The organism is Vibrio sp. 10N.286.55.E10, assembly GCF_002872555.1.
Lineage (GTDB): Bacteria > Pseudomonadota > Gammaproteobacteria > Enterobacterales > Vibrionaceae > Vibrio > Vibrio crassostreae.
In genome coordinates this window covers 73,801-91,416 of the sequence record NZ_MCSD01000018.1, presented here as the reverse complement: position 1 = coordinate 91,416, position 17,616 = coordinate 73,801, and the positions used below count along the sequence as shown (strand labels likewise).

Sequence of the window (17,616 nt, the reverse complement as noted above, 5' to 3'; positions counted from 1 at the left end):
GCAGGCATTTACACAAAATGTGATGTTCACATTTTGTCATAACTTTAATAATTGTATATATTCCTCGCCTAAAATAATAATTAACAAAAGTTAATATAATGACTGTCAGCTCATCTTCTCAATCTCGTGAAACGCTTCTCAGCGAAAACGAACAACTCGTATCAACCACCGACCTTAAAGGCGTGATTACTTATAGTAATGATGCTTTTTGTCGCATCGCAGAATACAGCCAACAAGAATTGCTAGGGCAACACCACAATATTGTTAGGCATGGTGATATGCCTAAAGCGGCGTTTGCCGATATGTGGGTTAATCTGAAGCAAGGTAAGGCATGGCGCGGGATTGTAAAAAATAAGACTAAATCTGGTGGATATTACTGGGTCGATGCTTACGTTACTCCAATCTACGAGAGCGGCAAGGTGAGTGGTTATCAGTCTGTTCGTGTTAAACCGAAGAACGAGTGGGTGCAGGTTGCAGATAAGGCCTACCAAGGCTTATTGAAGGCTGAGAAATCTGGCCGCCAATGGTCATTGCAGATCAGTGATAGTGTTCGCTATGCGGTGTTGTTGGGTTCTCTGGCTGCGCCTCTGATTTCAAACCTTGTCGAAGTAGGGCAGGTATCCCAATGGCTTCTTAGCTTGCTGCCTGTTTCAGCATTAGCTCTGCTTTTCCGACAAGAGCTGATTGATACTCCTTTACAGCTGAAAAAACTGCAGTCGAAATTCGACAGTGTGAGCCGCCTTGTTTATTCAGGTAACAGCAAATTCTCCGTGGCCGATTTTCACTTAAAACTTTTGTCTGCTCGAATTCGCACGGTACTCGGTCGTATGACCGATTCTGCGAAACCGCTGCAGGACTTAGCCGATAATCTGAATGCCACATCATTTGAAGTATCAGAAGCATTAGATCAACAAACAAAAGACATTCTACAAGTGCGTGAAGCAACGGAAGAGGTTGAAGTCACCGCGAACGAGGTATCTTCTCGTACTGAAGAAGCGCACCAGATTGTTGATGTGACTTTGCAAACCTGTGCCGGCGCTAAAGAGAGCATTAATCAAACTCATCAAAACTTAGAGAGCCTAGCTTCTCAGGCCGAAAAGGCGACGCAAACGACTTACCAACTGAGCGACCAAGCGCAGAGCGTAAGCAAGATTATGGAAGAGATTGGTGGAATTGCCGAGCAAACCAACTTGTTGGCACTCAACGCAGCAATTGAAGCGGCGAGAGCGGGTGAACAAGGTCGAGGCTTCGCTGTGGTTGCTGATGAAGTACGTGCGCTGTCTGGGCGCACCTCTAATGCGACAGTACAAATCAAAGAGAGCATTGAAACCATGCTCACAACCATTGAAGGTTGGCAGAAAGATATTTTGGCGAACAGAGAGCAGACCGATGCGTGCGGTGATGTGGCGAAGGTGAGCGCAGAGCGTTTATCTGACGTTGAAAACCTGATGCAATCCATGAATGAATTGATGCAGTCGGTTGAAAACTCCGCCCATAAGCAACGGACTCTTTCGAGTGAGGTGAATCTTCACATGCAATCAATCGCGTCGACTGCAGAACAGAATTTGGTCGCCACTCATTCTGTGAAGGATCATTCGACAGAGCTTAAAGAACAAGTAAACGAGTTCTATCAGTTAGCTAAACGTTTTGAAGAAAAGTAGCGATGTATTAAGTTTTAATCTCTATTAAAAATGTCAAAATTAAACAAAATGTAAATGTTCAGCCCTGCTTTTTAGCGGGGCTTTTATTTATCTGTTACATAGTATTAAGGAGTTTAATGTTTATAACATTCAGTTTGTTGGCTATTCAGTAATTAGGATAAAACTCTTGCCTTAAACTTGCTTAACTTAGCTATGTGCTAATTCTTGAATTTTAGTGTGATGATTAACTTGCTCAAAGCGAGTCAATTATTGATATTCAACTGTATAGGTAAAGATCTAATGTTAACTAAAGCATACGTGTCTGCTAGCAATTTTTTCCATTCATTTAAAAACGATGAACGCGGCGTGACTGCGATCGAATATGGCCTGATTGCTGTTGCAATGGCTGTATTAGTAACTACAGCTGTGGGCCCTACAGGTTTCATTGGCAAGCTTGAGGGTGCGTTCGCACAAGTAGCAACTGCTATCGACACTGCAAGTGATAAGTCATAATAAATCTTATTCGCTAGGAAGTTTAATATAGCAAATCATTATGCCAGTACCATGTTAAAGATGTCTGGCATAATTTATTTTCGCTATAAAATGAAATTATTTTACTCAAACTATGTGGCGTCCCTATTTTTAGTCATGAATTTTATCTAGTAGGTTTGGCGATATTGATTATATATGTGTCAGCCACTGACTTTCTCTACCGAAAAATACAAAATAACGCCTTATACGTATTGCTGCTTTTGCAGTGTTCCTTATCCCCATTAGACATTCAAACGATCAGCTTTCTACTTGTGCTAAGTATAGGGCTTGTTCTTTATAAGCTAATTTGGATTGGTGCTGGTGATATTAAATATGCATCTGTCTTATCACTTACCATTCCTGTTCATGATCTAGTTTGGGCACTCGTTATGATGGCTTTGTCTGGTGGGATTTTAGTTGTTTTTTATCTCGTAAAGACAAAGTTGATTAACAAAATACTAGCGAAAAAAACGTTGAATGATCAAAAAGGTATTCCGTACGGTGTGGCTATCAGTATCGGATTCTATTTGGTTATTTTAACCAAATCTACGCCATATATATAACCTCAAAAAATGAGAATATTATGAGATCACGACTGGTATTACTTGTTGCCATCGCTGCTTTAATCGTGGGCGCATTAGGCGCTGTCGATTTGTTTAAGACTGAAACCGAGCCGAACACTGCTGATGAAGTGGTCGTAGAAAAAAGCGAAGAACATGTGGGAGTGTGGATTGCAACTGAAGCGCTTAAAAAAGGGCATGCAGTCAATGCACAAGACGTTGTTAAACAACAATTGCCTCTTAGTGAAGCACTAAAACTTGGTGTCAGAGAAGATACACAAATCAGTTTCTCGCCTTCCATTCTATTAAATCGAAACCTGCGCTCTGGTGATGTGGTATTACCTGAATATCAAGTGAGCCCTGGTAGACCTGGCTACATCGATCTTCTCGTTACCGAGAACATGACATTGTACCCATTGAAAGTTAGCGATAAAAACTTGATTAATGACTACATCCGGCCGGGGTCTTTTGTCGATGTGCTTACGGTGAGCTCTCCTCATGCCAATTTGGCTGGCAACCTAGATAAGCCGAAGCGTTTTCGCGGAGTTAAGGCGTCGATGTTTTTGAAACATGTCAAGGTGCTCAATATCGGAAATGATGACACAGGGGATAGATCGATTACTGCTCGCTCTCCAAGTGAAGAAGCTGGCTTAATGACGGTTGTCATTGAAGTAGGCCCGGATGATCTACCCAAACTCGCCCTTGCACAACGAACCATGCACATCGAAATTTATCGCAGCCAAACCTATAGTCAGCCTGAGTTTGCCGAGGTGCGTAACATCATTGATAACTACACAGGAGTTAATGAGTTACGTGGTAATGAGAACAACCCAAGAGAGGCTTTGTGATGAGGATTATCCATCAAGGAGCATTGTTTGGCTCCATTCTAGTAACGCTGTTTGGCTTACTTTCAACAACAAACACTTTCGCTGCTGATCGTTCTATCACTTTAAATGATGGCCAACACATTCAACTTAAAACACCAATCGGTCAAGTGTTCATAAACAACCCTAACATCGTCGATTACAAGGTAATCAACGATAGCACTCTTGTTGTGTTTGCGAACAGTGTGGGCCAATCGCGATTGATTGTCTATGGAGTGGATAACGATGTGCTGCTATCCGACCGTATTATTGTTGATTTGAACTTAACGGACGTCAGAAAACAACTTAAATTCCATTTTCCTGACGCTCAAGTAAAGGTTCAGTCAATAGGTGAGCAAGTTGCAGTGAGTGGTATCGTTGATTCAGAAGAAACGCGTGACGATATTTATCGCTTGGTCGCGACGTTACTAGACCGAGAAAAAATGGAGAAATGGGACAAAACACAAAAGCTAAAATTTAAATCCGACAGTTCGGATTATGAAGAGTCTGAAAGCATGGTGTTTGCTCGCAATATGACGTGGCAAGGGATCATCGAGCGAATTGAAGTCGCCACGACTCAGCAGGTGAACGTCAAAATATCGGTCGCGCAAGTGACAGAATCGTTTGGACAAACCATCGGTTCTGATTGGAGCACGGTAGGTTCAAGTGTCGGGCAATTTGTTTTTGACCAATTCGATGCGGCTAATCTCACTACCTTAATTACAGCGTTAGGAAATGACCAGATCGCAGAGGTTCTGGCTGAGCCGAACTTAACCGTATTATCCGGTGAGTCTGCAAGTTTTCTGGTTGGCGGGGAAGTACCTGTAATCATGTCTTCCAATAATAACGTCAACATCTCATTCAAAGAGTTCGGTATCAAGCTGGATCTAACGGCCAAAGTGTTGAGCCAAGACAAGATCCGAATGCAACTGGCACCTGAAGTGAGTGAAGTTGAGGGTTATGTTGAAGCCGCTGGTATCAAAGTGCCACAGCTTGTTTCTCGTCGTGCAATGACAACGGTGGAGCTGGCCGATGGTGATAGCTTTGTTCTGGGTGGTTTGATGAGCAGCGCTGATTTGGAAAAAATGCAAAAGATCCCATTTATTGGTGATATTCCAGTTCTTGGCGCCGCGTTCAGAAAAGCAACCACCGAAAGAAAACGTACCGAATTGGTCATTGTCGCTACTGTAAATCTAGTAGAGCCAATGAAGCCAAAAGATATTCAACTTCCGTACATTAAGAAGACATCGACATTGGCACGTTGGTTGAACATCAAATGGGATGGTAAGGAAGTGACATCGTCTGATGCAACAATTCGTCTGCTGTCGCAAGGAGGGTTTATCCAATGAAGAAATTAGCATTGATAGCCTTGTTCTCTACCTCACTGTTTGGCTGTGTTTCTGAACAGTATTTCGTTGGTCAAGGTGCTGAAGCTCTAGTTTACAAAGAGCACCATAGTTTTGAGTTTGTTATTAAAAAACGCGATAAAACAGCTCAGCAGATTAGTGACTTGATACAGGAAATTGAATCGGTCGATAAAGAGGCTACCTATGTGGTGGATTATAAGTCAGCTGCGAACAAACAGCTGCTGCAGAGTATTTTTAAACAGTATCCATCGCATATTATCACACCACAACGAGTTGTTTATCGGTATGCCCAGTCGTTGCCAAGTGACCTAGGAATCAAAGTAACGCTAACGCGCTTGAAGACACAAACGTGCAAGCCAGCCCAAATACATGTCAATTTGAGGCAGTCTGACTGTTTTGTTGAGTCGATGAGATTGAAGCAAGTGGCGCACAAATCAAGATTGGTAGGAGAACAATAATGTTTGATTTGACAAAAGCGTTAGCAACTAAGGCCAAGCCAGTTCTGACAACCTCGAGCGGTGTGGCAGGGTGTACGTTATTTTATCAATCACAAGAGTGTTTGAATCTAGTTCAAGAAGTATTTCTGTTTGAAGGGTGGGATGAGCCAGCTTGCGTAAACACAACGGCCGGATTAACCAAAGTTACCGAGCAACAAAGCAGTCATATTGTGATTCTTGAGCTTAATGAGTCGAGCAATGTTGTAGAAGATGCAAAAGCTTTCGCTAGTAAACTACCAACTCATAAAGGCGTGGTAGTTATAGGTAAAGAAGATGCTATTTCAACGCTTCGCTCTCTTAAAGAGATGGGGTTCTACTACGTTTTCTGGCCGGTGAATAAACAAGAATTTGCGGACTTCTTAACTCACGTGAGTAAGAACCTCAAAACCTTTTCTGGTGTAAGCCAGAAACGTAAAGCAAAGCACGTTGCTATTGTTGGTAGCAAAGGTGGTGTGGGCGCGTCGTTTATCTCTACTGAGCTTGGGTCACTGTTATCGACACAAGGCTCAGATACGATTCTTGTCGACCATCAAAATGCTGGTACTAATATTGATGTTTTGCTTGGGCTAAAAGATTTTATGCCGCGAACCATTGATGAGTTTACCACGCCATTACACGAAATGGACGAAGAGGGTGCATTGAGCTACCTCTTTAATGCTCGTAAGCATCTTCGTTTATTAGCGATTGATGGTGAGAAGAGCCCAAGTGATATTTTTAATTATAGCCAAACCTTATGTGGACTGTTGGCGAGAAACACCAACTTCATTATTGAAGATTTTTCTGGGGCTGTGGACTTCAAAGTTGAACCACAACTCTTGGTAGAAAATTTTGATGTGGTTGTGTTGGTGTTTGACGCATCGGTGTCATCGGTGAGAAATGCTAAGCGGCTCTATGAAAAGATAGAGAGCTTACAGCTGACTTTGTCGTCGCGTACTCGCATCATTATGGTCGCTAACTACCATCGTCCTAAAAATTCTTTTGTGTTGGAAAAGTCGGATCTTAATAAGTATCTGGGAATGAGTGTTGATCTAGAGTTTGATTATTGTAAGTCGCTTGCGCACATCATTATTGATGGCAAGCGAGGACATAAACACGACCGAAATATTAGTCACTCTATGGAGCAGTTGGTCAAACTTATTAATGGCCAGCCGATCGACCAGAAAGCGATGAACTCTTGGTTAAAGAAGGTGCGTGTTAAATGAGTTCTAATAAAGACTTATATCTCGCCTTTCGTGGTCAAATTTTTGAAGCGCTAGACGCCGAAGCGGTTCAGAAAATGAGCCGCAAAGAACTAGAATCACAGATACAAGCGGCAGTAGACTTATTAGCCAATAGCTACCAGAGACCCATCACATCGATGATGAAATCTGGTTTAGTGAAAAGCCTTATCGACGAGCTGTTTGGGCTTGGTCCTTTGCAGCCACTGGTCGAAGACCAGTCTATCTCCGATATCATGGTTAATGGGCCCAATAACATCTTTTTCGAACGACATGGCAAGGTCAAAAAGTCCGAAGTTTCGTTTGTGAATGAAGAGCAGTTGTTGGCTATTGCTAAGCGTATCGTTTCACGTGTAGGCAGACGCGTTGATGAACTCTCTCCAACGGTTGATGCCAGGTTAGATGACGGTAGCCGTGTGAACATCGTGATTCCACCGATTGCGCTGGATGGCACATCGATCTCTATTCGAAAGTTTAGAGAGCAGAATATCGGGTTTGATGATTTGATCGATTTTGGTTCGATGTCACCTGATATGGCGAGAGTATTAATGATAGCGTCTCGCTGTCGTATTAATGTGCTTATCTCTGGTGGTACTGGTTCCGGTAAGACAACCTTATTGAACGCTTTGTCTCAATACATTGCGGAAGATGAACGTATCGTCACGATTGAAGATGCCGCTGAACTGCGTCTGCAACAACCTAACTTAGTTCGACTTGAGACGCGAACCTCCAGTGTTGAACAAACTGGGGCTGTGACTCAGCGAGACTTGGTGATCAACGCGCTTCGTATGCGTCCTGATCGAATTATTCTCGGTGAATGTCGTGGCTCGGAAGCATTTGAGATGTTGCAAGCGATGAACACCGGCCACGATGGGTCTATGTCTACACTGCACGCGAACACGCCGAGAGATGCAATTGCCCGTGTTGAATCAATGGTGATGATGGCGAACTTGAATCAGCCGTTAGATGCGATTCGAAGAACAATCGTGAGTGCCGTTCAGATGGTTGTGCAAGTTAATAGGCTTCGTGATGGCACGCGCAAAATTACCAGTATATCGGAAATTGTTGGACTTGAAGGCGATAGCGTGGTGATGGAAGAGATTTATGGCTTTCGGCACGACGATGCTCTTTTCGGCGAAAATGTGAAAGGGGAGTTTGTCACCAATGGGATCATGCAGCGCTCTGAGTTAGTGAAAAAAGCGAAATTCTTTGGGCTTTATGAAGAGCTTATCGAATCCTTCAAGGGAGTCTAGCATGCTTTGGATTTCATTGATCCTGTTCGCTCTTTTACTTCTTTTGATCCGAGATTCAAAGGTAAAAAAAGTCAATCAATTCTTCAATATTGAAGACGTAGAAGTTGAAAGTTTTGACGCTATTAACGTGAAATCATTAGTTGGGAGACAGGTTTGGCACAGGTTTAGAGAGACTATTTCACCTACCCTGATGGTGTTGGGGCCGCGTTCAACCTTGTATATCGCTTTATACATCATGGGTAGTTTGGTCGTCTCTTGGTACGTCGTGATAAATCTATTATCGATGACTAAAGCTTGGTGTGTACCTGTGTTAGCTCTCGTTTTTACTTTTTTCGGCTATCGTTTCTTGGTGACTAAAAGGCGCCGAGATTTCGAAAATACCTTCCCTGACGCGTTGAATATTCTGATGAGTGCCGTGACGGCGGGTGACAGTTTAATGCACGCCATTAGCTATGTCGGCGAAGTGATGCACAATCCTATCGGGCGTGAGTTTAAGTTGATGGGAGACCGACTTAAGTTAGGTGAGTCTCCGGAAGTAGTACTTAAACGCTCGTGTAAAAACTACCCGTATTCAGAGTTTTTATTCTTTACTGTAACGCTTAGAGCCAATATTGCGCGAGGCGGACAACTTAAAGGTGTGTTGGCTCGATTAATTCGTGTGTTGGTCGATGCTAGAACGTTAGAAAAAAAGAAGATGGCAATGACTTCGGAAGCCCGAATATCAGCCAAGATAGTTGCTGCTATCCCTATGGTTTTTATGGTTATTCTTAACCAAATCAATCCGTCTAATGTTGATTTTGTACTTCATGATCCCGAGGGGAGAGTCGTGTTGTTTTATGTGCTGGGCAGTGAGCTTATCGGCTTATTTATTGTTTGGTTATTAGTAAGAGGTGTTCGCGCATGATGATACTAGCTGCACTTATTGTGCTGTTTTTGTCGCTGCTCTTTTTGATCATCGAGTCGTTACAGGCCGAACAGCGCAGACAGAAATTAGCGAATTATCTAGCGACTGATGCTATTAAACCGCCTTCGCGCTTGAATCGATTTTTCATTAGATTTGGCAAGGAGCATCATGATGAGCTCGAGCAGAAACTGATCGAAGCGGGATATTACAACACGAAATGGGCGAAGTTCTATTTTCCCGCGAAGGTATTGGTATTGGTTTTGGTCTCTATTTTGATTCTGATGGGAGACATGACTTCGAGTAACCAACTGTTGGTCGCGATTACCTCTTTAATTACTGTAATTGTACTTCCAGATACTTTGTTGCAAGTGCGCCGTAAGATACTTATCCGAAAAACCTCCTCACAGCTTCCTTACCTCTTGGACATGATGTCAGTATGTGTACAAACCGGTATGACTATAGAGGCTGGTTTAGCCTATTTGGCTCTAGAGCTTGCAGAGTTCGATTCTGACCTTTGCTACCAAATTAAGCGCACATCTGACTCAGGTAAAATACATGGTATCGAAAAGGCTTTGAATGACCTTTCGGAGCGTATTCCAACCCCTGCGGTGAGAAGTTTTGTTCTGACTATTATTCAGAACTTGCAATACGGAACGTCCGTCGCACAAATACTCAGTGACCTTGCTGAGGATATGCGTAAAGAGCAAATGCTTACGGTTGAGGAGAAGGTCGGTAAGCTCTCTGCCAAAATGAGTGTGCCTTTAATCTTATTTATCATGTTTCCAATCGTCATTTTGATTCTTGCACCGAGCATCATGCAAATGACATTGAGTATCTAGAGGGCCGGTCGAATGAATAAAAAGCGCACTTATTTGATGTTGTTAACGCTAAGCCTGTTAGCGGGTTGCCAATCGACACCTACTGAGCAAGAACAACTGCACGCTGATGTGACCAATATGGAGAAGGTTAAAAACTACGATGGTCTTATCAGCCATTACAAATACCAGTTGGAGCAGGGCTCGGAAGATCCAGCTGTGAAACAGAGGCTGGCCTGGGCATACTTTCACAAAGGTGATATCGAATCGGCAAATTTCTATGTTCAACACCTTCATCAAGAGGGCATCGTTAACCCAAGTTTGTATCAGCTAGAGGGCCAAGTTTTCGATGATAAAAATGACATTGGCCGTGCTATTTCCTCTTATATAAATTCGGTTGAGGCCGGAAACAATTCCGGTCAAATCCACGTATTACTCGGTGTGTCATATGCAAAAATAGGTCAGTACGAAAAAGCATACCAGGAGCTGAGTCTTGCTCGCTTACGTGGCTACGACGACATTGTAATAAAGAATAATATCGCGATGATTCAGATAGCTAATGGTGAGTATCATCAGGCGATTGAAACGTTAGCTCCGGTGTTGAAAGAAGATCCCGCGAATAAGATCGTCAAAGCAAACTTGGCGATAGCATTGATGAAAACGGACAAAGTCAACTCAGCCCAAAAACTACTAAAAGACGACTTTTCGACGCAAGAAATTCAGGCTATTACCGCCGAGCTCACTCAAACGGGAGCGTCTAATGAAGCGCCTTAATAAGCAGAAGGGAGTCACTGCCATTGAGTTTGTATTGGGTGCTCTGGTTCTGTTCTTTGCAACCTTCGCAATTTTTGAGTCGAGCTATCGAATCTACGTCGTGAACATGACCGAGTACTCGCTTAGAGAAACCATCAGAAACGCCAAGATCTATGAGGGTAAAGGGATCAACGAGCAGTACGAGAAAAGGTTCAGAACCTTAATTGAAGATGATGACAACTTATGGCGCTTCTTAATTGACGGTTCACGTTTCTCGATCAAAGGAAGGTATTTTAAAAACTATGATGATTTCGTGGCGAACAGAGGACACGCTGGGCAAAGTTTGAACTTCAACTATGACCTTGCCGAAATCACTATAACCTACCGCTACACGCCGGTCATTATGTTAGCAGGTGCTGCAGATAGAGATATCTCTCGTACCATGGTTTTGAATTTAGAACATGAGGGTTGGAAAGATGATGAGTTGTAAACAACGTGTTTGCTCCGCGTCTCGTCAACAGGGCTCTTTTACCATTGAATTACTGTTTGTACTGATCGCACTTTGGGGTGTTTACCTTTTTGCTGCTGATTTGAGCAATCAATTACTTACCCGCGCAAAGCTTGATCGATCGAGTTTTGCTTTGGTGAATATTATCAAAGAACGCTCTCGTTACTTTGATGGCGATGTGCTAGCCGGGCAAAACGTTTCCGTTACACAGAAAGAATTACGAGATATGGTGAAAGTTGCAAGTCGAATGCTGAATACGCCCGTTAACAATGTTGCCATCAAGATAGAGTCGTTAACCAACAACAATAATGTTGCTGAGTTTAGTAGTAGTAAGTTCAGAAGCTTAAACTGTCAAACCGACTCAATTATTGATCATGCGGATTTAGCGCCGGTAGATAAAGGTGTTGTTTACCCTTTATACCGCGTTAGCCTTTGTGAAGAAGAAAGCTCCTGGTTCAAACCTTTCTTTAACGGCGGTACTAGCACTTCCGTCAAGATTACCTCTTCTTCAATCATGCCGGGGAGATAAGGAGATGAAAATGCAGCTTGAACGGAAAATCAATCTCCAGCACCCCAGCCTTCGAAAACAACAAGGGGTTGCTGCGGTATGGATGGGCTTATTACTTGTTCCTATCATGGGAGTGACCTTTTGGGCGGTTGAAGGCACACGCTACGTACAAGAGACCAGTCGGCTCAGAGACTCCGCAGAGGCGGCGGCGATAGCGGTGACCATTGAAGATCAGCCTGATCTTGCGCGCGGGTTAGCGATTCAATATGTCGAAAATTACGTGAGAGACATCAAGTCAACGAATCTTTCTACCCAGAGGTTTCATCAACCGAAAGATGAGGGAGCAGGGATTCTTGAATATATCCAATATACGGTTAATGCAAAGACAACTCATGATAGTTGGTTTGCGAGCCGTTTTATCCCTTCATTTGATGAGCAGCAAGTTTTAGCGGGGCGTTCTCTTGCGCGAAAGCATGGTATTAACTCTGGTAGTAACTACATCGATTTAGTATTTGTGGCGGATTTCTCTGGTTCAATGAGTCATAGATGGGGAGATGACCAAAATACAAAAATCGAGGATTTAAAAACCGCGATTGATAAAATATCTAATAAGATCCTCTGTACTTCAACTAGGGAGGAATTTGTTGACGGTGAATTGACGATGGTATGTGATGAACCAGGTGTAGATACCACCGGAGATAAGTTACTTAACCGAGTTGGATTTGTTCCTTTTAATGTTCGAACGAGGGAACTCGTCTCAGCAAGTAGAGCTAATGTAACCAGCCAGTTGAGTTATCATGACTATTACAGAGCTGATTTATCCCGCTATTCCTACAATGATGTGGATTGGGATTATTGGAGTAGGTATTCCAATTATCAGGTACAAAATTGTGCAATGTCACCAGCATATTGCCCTGCCCCTAAAAAAGATAATCACGAATATGCTAAGCGTATAATGAATGTTGTCACTTACCGTGCCCCGGTAGCCGATAATTATGCGTATGTTGACTTTTATAAAACTGTGTCAACTTTATTTACCGACAAATCGGCTTTGAAATCTAATTTCTATAATGCATCAGGATCACGTCTACTTCGATGGCATGGTACAGAGAAGCCCGAACAATTTTATAATATACGATTGACTAATAATCTGGCTGAGATGGACAAGATTCAGTATATGTGGCCTGCGGGCGGAACAGCGGCTTACCAAGGGGTATTAAGAGGGCTTCAAATTCTAAATGATGGTAAACCCCAAAATGCTGACCAAGAAGTACAAAATGCTTACAAGAATAAAATCAAGATGTTACTTATTCTTAGTGATGGAGTAGAAAGCCCAAATAACGGTATATTTAGAGATTTAGTCTCCGTAGGCATGTGTGACAAAGCAAGGCAGGAGATACCTGGCTTATACATAGGCGTTGTTGGGATAGACTTTAATGCATCTGTACAGGACGCCTTTCAACATTGCGTGGTTGACCCTAACGAAGATATCATTGATGTCAATAACGTAGATGAACTGGTTACAAAGATAGATGAACTCATCCGTAAAGGCTCAAACAAAACAAGCGGTACAACTAAATTATATTAGAGGTAAAGATGAAAAAATTAATGGCTAGTTCCATTGTACTTTTGGCCTTACAAGCTAGCCTTCCCGCCAACGCGGAAAAAGGTATAAGCGTTTATTGTGATAGAGCATTTAGTGAGTCTCAACATAGTGTAACGGTGGATAATATTGTGGGTATCGCGCAGCATAGGCAGGGTTTTTTACAAATAGAACAAAAATCCAATAACGATGAGTTGAGACAAACTTTGGCCAATGAGTCAAATTTTGGCATGGATCAATCAGAATGTAAGACTTGGATAAGTAACCAAGAGCGACACGGGCTATTGGCTCGTCTTCACTTTGGGTTTGATCAACACAACTTAACGCCAATGGGCAGCAAAGCCTTAACTCAATTAGCTAGCGAATTGCAGGCTAGTGGCAACTCGGTCACTGTTGATGGGCACACAGACAGCACTGGTGATGAAGGCTACAACCAAGCTTTGGGGCTACAAAGAGCACTTACAACATCAAATGCTTTGGTTGCTGATGGTGTAGAGAAGAATCGCTTGGTTATTCGTTCTTTTGGTGAGAGCAAGCCGATCGCCTCTAATGAGAGTTCAGAGGGAAGAGCAGAGAACAGACGAGCAGAAGTTTGGACATCTACAGGTAATGTCGACTAAATTCATAGCTTAACCTGTCTGTAGCTTGGCTACCTATTGAAATAATGGGAAGTTGACAAAAATGGTGATTTGTCACTTCCCTGAAAATGTTATGAATTGGTTATATGTTACCTGTCAACGAGGCGTTACTAGCTCATTGAAGTGCGCAACTAAGATTGGAGACCGTTTTAGAGTTCCTCCAATACGACAGCTTGACTCGTGAGTGTCAGCTCATCGTTATACTGATTGGGGCTGAGTTGGCTTCAATAGCGTAAGCGAGGTTGTAGCGGATAGCTTCGAGAATAATATCTTTTGATAGAAAGTGGCAGCCCTTAAGGTGCTGCAGCGACGATTATGATGTGTACAGTGCCAATTTTGTCGATAGAGAATCACATCGTTGGTAGATGGCACACACGATGGAGTTAAACTCGAGGCTTTTACTTTTAGAAGACTAAGTTTTAGATGGTATTTATTCAATGAAAATTCTTATTTGCGATGACTCAGTTCTTGCACGAAAGTCGCTTTCTCGTAGTTTAACGGAAGTTAGCTCAGATGATTTGTTTTTTGCGGAGCATGGTAGAGAGGCTTTGGAGGTTATTGATCGGGAACCAATTGATGTGATGTTCTTAGATTTAACCATGCCGATTATGAATGGTTTTGAAGTTCTTGAGCACCTTCATAATCAAAACAGCCCAATAAAAACGGTCGTTATTTCTGGTGATGTTCAGAGAAAATCAATTGAGCGTTGTTTGAAATTGGGTGCATTCAGTTTTATAAAAAAACCATTTGATAGAGCCGCACTTGCCGGGGTTGTCTCTAAGCTGGGAATAACATTAGATGTTGGCCAAAAGAAAGTTGATGATGTCAGCTACACTTCAAAACTAAAAGAGCTTGCAAACATTGCACTTGGACGTGGTGCTGCACTTGTTGCTGAGCATATTAGCTCATTTGTTAACATGCCCATCCCTAATGCAGGTACTTTGAGTACTGGAGCATTAGAGATGACAATCAATGATGTACTTGATCGTGAAAATTCTGTTGCAATCGCACAGCGGTTTGTTGGTGATGGGATTCATGGTGAAGCTTTAGTTTGTTTACGAGGAAGAGATTTGAAAAAAGCTGGCGCCCAACTTCACTTTAACTTTTCGAGCAATGAACTTTTTCATTTCATTTCTCATTTACTTGTTTCTTCATTCTTAAGTTCATTATCAGAACAACTTGCAACTCAATTCTCATTACGTCAGCCTGTATTTATTGAGCAGTTACATCGTGATATCAACTTTAACGACACGAAAGGTGAATCCGATGTATTTACTATTGAATATAGTTACTCAGCTGGTGGAAGTGATTTTGAAGCTGATGTTTTGTTCTTTATGGATTCAGCTTCTGTTAATAAATTAAAGCAATTAATGGAGATGTTATAATGCCAAAGATCACGTTAGGAATGGATGAATTTCATCGGATTATGCAGGTGATTGATAATGTCGATGCTGGCTTATTAATTGTTGACCTAGATTATAATGTCTGTATCTGGAATTCTTTTATGCAATCATACAGTAAAGTTAGTGCTGAACAGATCATGGGGAAGAATCTATTTAATATCTTCCCAGATTTGCCAGAGAAGTGGTTGCGTACAAAAGTTTCCTCTTCAATATCAGTACAATCTCGAACCTTTTCAAGTTGGGAAAATCGTCCATTTTTGTTCAATTTTAACAACTACTCACCAGTATCTAATGGTTTATCTGTAATGTATCAAGATATCTCTATTACCCCACTAACTTCGTTAAGCGGAGAAATATCTCATATTAGTATTTTGGTCAATGATGTTTCTGATACTGCTAAAAGTAAGTTGTATCTTAATGAGTCGAACACTCGGTTATCAAAAATTAGTCAGATAGATGGGCTGACAGGCCTTTATAATCGTGCATACTGGGAATGTTGCCTGAAAGAAGAGTTTCACCGATGTAAAACAATGGGCAAAACGGCTACTTTGGTAATGTTTGACATTGACCATTTCAAAAAAGTAAATGACATATACGGCCACAGCGTCGGTGATGAAGTTATTCGGCAAACCTCGCATACAGTGCAGGAAATCGCTCGGAGATCTGATTACGCTGGACGTTATGGGGGGGAAGAATTTGTGGTGTTTTTGCCAAATACCTCTACCGTACAGGCTCACAACTTAGCTGAGCGATTGAGGAAAAAAATAGAATCATTATTCATATCGACAAAAGAGCATAATATTCAAATTACGATAAGTTTAGGTTTATGTGAGATTACTGATATAGTAAAAACAGCTCAGGATTTAATAGAAAAAGCAGACAAAGCGCTTTATGATTCAAAAGAAGGGGGACGAAATCAAACGAGTATTTATTCTTCCCAAAGGGCGGGAACGAACGTTAACTACTGAAAAAAGAATTTATCTCAGTGGGAGCGTTTTTAGATAATTACGTTCTTAGCATGAAGAAAAAATGAGAAATTCTCACATGATTATCATTGTCCAACTAAAAAAGTGAAAGATAGCCGCTCACAAATCAGGGCGTGAGCATGCTTCGATATGATTTATATATCAAAGAAGAATCAAGGCGATTAATCATCTTTCCAACCAGCTTTTTAAGAGAATATCCTGAATTCAGTGTGACTGTCTAAACTGGCGTTGTTAACTAAATTCGTTGAACCTTTCCTCAATACGGTGAGCTGAGCCGATATATAGTGATGTTACGGGTAAATCGAAAAAGAAGATAACAAACGGGAATGAGTATAATAAAGCCTTGTGGAAAAGAGGCTCAGTAATATTTTCAATCATTGAAGCGTTGTATTGCAAAGGCCAACATGGCAAACGCGGTAGAGGAGACTGTCCTAAATTCTGTGTAACTGTCTAAACTTAAGCCTTAAAGGCTAAGGATGGATAGTATGGATAAGAAAGCACTTGAAGCTTTTGCTCGTGAAGCAGCTAAGTCAATTAAGACAGAAACTGATCTTGATGACTTCCGCAAAATGTTAACCAAGGTGACTGTTGAGACGGCATTGAATGTCGAGCTTGATGAGCACCTTGGTTACGAAAAACACTCCTCTAAACCTAGTTCTAACTCCCGTAATGGGTACTCCTCCAAGTCGATTCTCACTGATGATGGTGAAGTGCCTATAGACGTTCCTCGTGACCGAGAGTCAAGCCTTGAACCAAAGCTGGTTCGTAAGCATCAAACTCGTTTCCAGTCGATGGATGACAAAATCTTAAGCCTCTATGCTGTAAGCGCTCAATTCTCCGCATAATTCTATCCTGATCTCCATGGTAGATAATGACTACTTTCATTACACAAGGAGAAATTTATGACTCACTCATCGCAAGTTTGGCAACATCACGTTAATGACGTATCCGCTCAATACTCAGCAGGTCGTGAGCGGATAATAGTGATGATTTAATCGTTTTTGATGTTCCAAGGTAGCAGCGCCTCGATTTGCTCCACGGTTTCTGCGTATGGCAACTGAGTAAGAAAGGTGTGTAAGTATTGGTACGGCTCTAGACCATTCAGTTTTGCTGTTTCCACCGGCTTTGTTGCTTAATTAAGTGAGAAGACATGGCTGCCCCATGTTGAACAATACTTAAACAATACACTGAGTTTCAGGCATACTGCGTATTTCGGTGATTGCGAACGCTTGTTTCGGTTTATTCCGAACACCTGAACCAGCACTTTTTCTCTTTCCCTATTTTTACTCTAAGTGTTCGGATTGCGCCAGTTTTCTCATTGATTCTCCTCCCAGTTCTATTCTATGACTATTATGTACCAGCCGATCCATTAGAGCGTCAGCGATGGTGGCGTTGCCGATCATGTTGTACCACTCCTTTACGGGTAGTTGGCTGATGACGATTGTGCTGCTGTTTTGGTAGCGGTCTTCAAGAACTTCTAACAAGTGACCTGCATGCTCTTGAGGCAGTCTTTCCATCCCCCAGTCGTCGAGGATCAGTAAGCCTTTCTTCTTCCGAGAGCTAATTTTTT

At 42.1% G+C, this 17,616-nt stretch carries 17 protein-coding genes and 3 pseudogenes; 18 read left to right on the top strand and 2 right to left on the bottom strand.

From position 1 onward, the window contains the following. Positions 1-98: 98 nt before the first annotated feature. The 18 genes and pseudogenes from BCV39_RS12415 to BCV39_RS12330 all read left to right on the top strand — a co-directional run. Positions 99-1,661: a PAS domain-containing methyl-accepting chemotaxis protein gene (locus BCV39_RS12415; RefSeq protein ID WP_102431325.1), complete on the top strand. Its 1,563-nt coding sequence runs from the start codon at positions 99-101 to the stop codon at positions 1,659-1,661. Between the two features lie 279 nt (positions 1,662-1,940). Beyond that, complete coding sequence (locus BCV39_RS12410) at positions 1,941-2,153, top strand: Flp family type IVb pilin (RefSeq protein ID WP_102431324.1); 213 nt, start codon at positions 1,941-1,943, stop codon at positions 2,151-2,153. Positions 2,154-2,278: 125 nt separating this feature from the next. Next, on the top strand, positions 2,279-2,734 hold the full coding sequence (locus BCV39_RS12405) for a prepilin peptidase (RefSeq protein ID WP_102431323.1): 456 nt from the start codon (positions 2,279-2,281) through the stop codon (positions 2,732-2,734). Positions 2,735-2,754: 20 nt separating this feature from the next. Continuing rightward, positions 2,755-3,579: a Flp pilus assembly protein CpaB gene (cpaB, locus tag BCV39_RS12400; RefSeq protein WP_102431322.1), complete on the top strand. Its 825-nt coding sequence runs from the start codon at positions 2,755-2,757 to the stop codon at positions 3,577-3,579. Further along, positions 3,579-4,943 carry a pilus assembly protein N-terminal domain-containing protein gene (locus BCV39_RS12395; RefSeq protein ID WP_102431321.1) on the top strand — a complete coding sequence of 455 codons (1,365 nt, stop codon included), beginning with the start codon at positions 3,579-3,581 and terminating at the stop codon, positions 4,941-4,943. The genes cpaB and BCV39_RS12395 overlap by 1 nt, the downstream gene beginning before the upstream one ends. Further along, on the top strand, positions 4,940-5,419 hold the full coding sequence (locus BCV39_RS12390; protein WP_102431320.1) for a hypothetical protein: 480 nt from the start codon (positions 4,940-4,942) through the stop codon (positions 5,417-5,419). Before BCV39_RS12395 ends, BCV39_RS12390 begins: the two co-directional genes overlap by 4 nt. After that, positions 5,419-6,660: a P-loop NTPase gene (locus BCV39_RS12385; protein ID WP_102431319.1), complete on the top strand. Its 1,242-nt coding sequence runs from the start codon at positions 5,419-5,421 to the stop codon at positions 6,658-6,660. Before BCV39_RS12390 ends, BCV39_RS12385 begins: the two co-directional genes overlap by 1 nt. Continuing rightward, on the top strand, positions 6,657-7,928 hold the full coding sequence (locus BCV39_RS12380; protein ID WP_102431318.1) for a CpaF family protein: 1,272 nt from the start codon (positions 6,657-6,659) through the stop codon (positions 7,926-7,928). The genes BCV39_RS12385 and BCV39_RS12380 overlap by 4 nt, the downstream gene beginning before the upstream one ends. 1 nt (position 7,929) lies before the next feature. Next, positions 7,930-8,832: a type II secretion system F family protein gene (locus BCV39_RS12375; protein WP_102431317.1), complete on the top strand. Its 903-nt coding sequence runs from the start codon at positions 7,930-7,932 to the stop codon at positions 8,830-8,832. Continuing rightward, a complete protein-coding gene (locus tag BCV39_RS12370) occupies positions 8,829-9,671 on the top strand; it encodes a type II secretion system F family protein (protein ID WP_102422951.1) in 843 nt (280 codons plus the stop codon). Before BCV39_RS12375 ends, BCV39_RS12370 begins: the two co-directional genes overlap by 4 nt. 12 nt (positions 9,672-9,683) lie before the next feature. Next, on the top strand, positions 9,684-10,421 hold the full coding sequence (locus tag BCV39_RS12365; RefSeq protein ID WP_102431316.1) for a tetratricopeptide repeat protein: 738 nt from the start codon (positions 9,684-9,686) through the stop codon (positions 10,419-10,421). Continuing rightward, entirely contained in the window at positions 10,408-10,890 is a 483-nt protein-coding gene (locus BCV39_RS12360) for a TadE family protein (protein ID WP_102431315.1), read from the top strand. Before BCV39_RS12365 ends, BCV39_RS12360 begins: the two co-directional genes overlap by 14 nt. Continuing rightward, entirely contained in the window at positions 10,880-11,437 is a 558-nt protein-coding gene (tadF, locus tag BCV39_RS12355; RefSeq protein WP_102431314.1) for a tight adherence pilus pseudopilin TadF, read from the top strand. Before BCV39_RS12360 ends, tadF begins: the two co-directional genes overlap by 11 nt. A 10-nt stretch (positions 11,438-11,447) precedes the next feature. Then, positions 11,448-13,004 (top strand): TadE/TadG family type IV pilus assembly protein, encoded by a 1,557-nt coding sequence (locus BCV39_RS12350; protein WP_102431313.1) that lies wholly within the window; start codon positions 11,448-11,450, stop codon positions 13,002-13,004. An 8-nt stretch (positions 13,005-13,012) separates the two neighbouring features. After that, a complete protein-coding gene (locus BCV39_RS12345) occupies positions 13,013-13,639 on the top strand; it encodes an OmpA family protein (protein WP_102431312.1) in 627 nt (208 codons plus the stop codon). A 455-nt stretch (positions 13,640-14,094) separates the two neighbouring features. Continuing rightward, positions 14,095-15,042: a response regulator gene (locus tag BCV39_RS12340; RefSeq protein WP_102431311.1), complete on the top strand. Its 948-nt coding sequence runs from the start codon at positions 14,095-14,097 to the stop codon at positions 15,040-15,042. Further along, positions 15,042-16,028, top strand: coding sequence for a diguanylate cyclase (locus BCV39_RS12335; RefSeq protein ID WP_102431310.1), 987 nt, complete (start codon positions 15,042-15,044; stop codon positions 16,026-16,028). Before BCV39_RS12340 ends, BCV39_RS12335 begins: the two co-directional genes overlap by 1 nt. A 503-nt stretch (positions 16,029-16,531) precedes the next feature. Next, positions 16,532-16,867: pseudogene (locus BCV39_RS12330) on the top strand (transposase); the annotation flags it as partial. A gap of 170 nt (positions 16,868-17,037) precedes the next feature. Here the strand turns inward: BCV39_RS12330 and BCV39_RS12325 are convergent. Both BCV39_RS12325 and BCV39_RS12320 read right to left on the bottom strand, forming a co-directional pair. Then, positions 17,038-17,166: pseudogene (locus BCV39_RS12325) on the bottom strand (transposase domain-containing protein); the annotation flags it as partial. A 163-nt stretch (positions 17,167-17,329) separates the two neighbouring features. Continuing rightward, positions 17,330-17,596: pseudogene (locus tag BCV39_RS12320) on the bottom strand (ATP-binding protein); the annotation flags it as partial. Positions 17,597-17,616 lie beyond the last annotated feature (20 nt).

Coding starts and splice junctions, on each gene's coding strand:
- BCV39_RS12345 (WP_102431312.1), top strand. CDS start 13,013: ATGAAAAAATTAATGGCTAGTTCCATTGTACTTTTGGCCTTACAAGCT.
- BCV39_RS12350 (WP_102431313.1), top strand. CDS start 11,448: ATGCAGCTTGAACGGAAAATCAATCTCCAGCACCCCAGCCTTCGAAAA.
- BCV39_RS12415 (WP_102431325.1), top strand. CDS start 99: ATGACTGTCAGCTCATCTTCTCAATCTCGTGAAACGCTTCTCAGCGAA.
- BCV39_RS12375 (WP_102431317.1), top strand. CDS start 7,930: ATGCTTTGGATTTCATTGATCCTGTTCGCTCTTTTACTTCTTTTGATC.
- tadF (WP_102431314.1), top strand. CDS start 10,880: ATGAGTTGTAAACAACGTGTTTGCTCCGCGTCTCGTCAACAGGGCTCT.
- BCV39_RS12410 (WP_102431324.1), top strand. CDS start 1,941: ATGTTAACTAAAGCATACGTGTCTGCTAGCAATTTTTTCCATTCATTT.
- BCV39_RS12335 (WP_102431310.1), top strand. CDS start 15,042: ATGCCAAAGATCACGTTAGGAATGGATGAATTTCATCGGATTATGCAG.
- BCV39_RS12360 (WP_102431315.1), top strand. CDS start 10,408: ATGAAGCGCCTTAATAAGCAGAAGGGAGTCACTGCCATTGAGTTTGTA.
- BCV39_RS12395 (WP_102431321.1), top strand. CDS start 3,579: ATGAGGATTATCCATCAAGGAGCATTGTTTGGCTCCATTCTAGTAACG.
- BCV39_RS12385 (WP_102431319.1), top strand. CDS start 5,419: ATGTTTGATTTGACAAAAGCGTTAGCAACTAAGGCCAAGCCAGTTCTG.
- BCV39_RS12390 (WP_102431320.1), top strand. CDS start 4,940: ATGAAGAAATTAGCATTGATAGCCTTGTTCTCTACCTCACTGTTTGGC.
- cpaB (WP_102431322.1), top strand. CDS start 2,755: ATGAGATCACGACTGGTATTACTTGTTGCCATCGCTGCTTTAATCGTG.
- BCV39_RS12370 (WP_102422951.1), top strand. CDS start 8,829: ATGATGATACTAGCTGCACTTATTGTGCTGTTTTTGTCGCTGCTCTTT.
- BCV39_RS12380 (WP_102431318.1), top strand. CDS start 6,657: ATGAGTTCTAATAAAGACTTATATCTCGCCTTTCGTGGTCAAATTTTT.
- BCV39_RS12340 (WP_102431311.1), top strand. CDS start 14,095: ATGAAAATTCTTATTTGCGATGACTCAGTTCTTGCACGAAAGTCGCTT.
- BCV39_RS12365 (WP_102431316.1), top strand. CDS start 9,684: ATGAATAAAAAGCGCACTTATTTGATGTTGTTAACGCTAAGCCTGTTA.